At 48.8% G+C, this 683-nt stretch carries 2 pseudogenes; both read left to right on the top strand.

What is annotated here, in order from left to right:
* Positions 1–374 (top strand): annotated as a pseudogene (locus CIK04_RS24190) (ABC transporter ATP-binding protein); the annotation flags it as partial.
* A gap of 10 nt (positions 375–384) precedes the next feature.
* Positions 385–683, top strand: a pseudogene (locus CIK04_RS24195) (ATP-binding cassette domain-containing protein); the annotation flags it as partial.

Below are 683 nucleotides of genomic sequence, written 5' to 3' on the forward strand. Positions count from 1 at the left end.
GCGCGTGATGATCGCCATGGCACTGGCGTGCAAACCGGATATCTTGATCTGTGATGAGCCAACTACTGCGTTGGATGTGACCGTTCAAGCCTCCATTTTGGAACTGATGAACGAGTTACAGCAAGAAACTGGTATGGCGATGATATTCATCACGCATGATCTGGGTGTGGTGGCGGAAGTGTGCGACGACGTCGCGGTCATGTACGGTGGTCGGATTGTTGAGTACGCAGAGATTTTTGAACTGTTTGATCATCCTAAGCACCCCTACACTGAACGTTGATGGGCTAATGCCAAGCTTGGACAGTGAGCCTAAGCAGCTCATCGACATTAAGCCGATGGATAGCCGCATGTTTGAAGTCAGTCAGAGGAGCTAAGGAATTCAGGATGAGTAAAGAAGTATTAAGGATTGAAAACCTCAAGCAGCATTTTGTCTCTGGCAAAGGCTTGTTTCGCAAAGGCTATACCGTCAAAGCGGTGGATGGCGTCAGTTTATCGGTCAACCAAGGGGAAACCTTAGGTTTGGTTGGCGAGTCGGGTTGTGGCAAAAGCACCTTAGGGCGTACGCTGCTTAAACTGTATGAACCAACGGAAGGGCAAATTTTCTTTGAAGGGCGCGATATCACCAAGCTTCTCCAAAGAGATCGCGCCCGCTGCGCAAAGAAATGCAAATTGTTTTCCAAGAT

The sequence above is a fragment of the Vibrio sp. 03_296 genome (assembly GCF_002265885.1).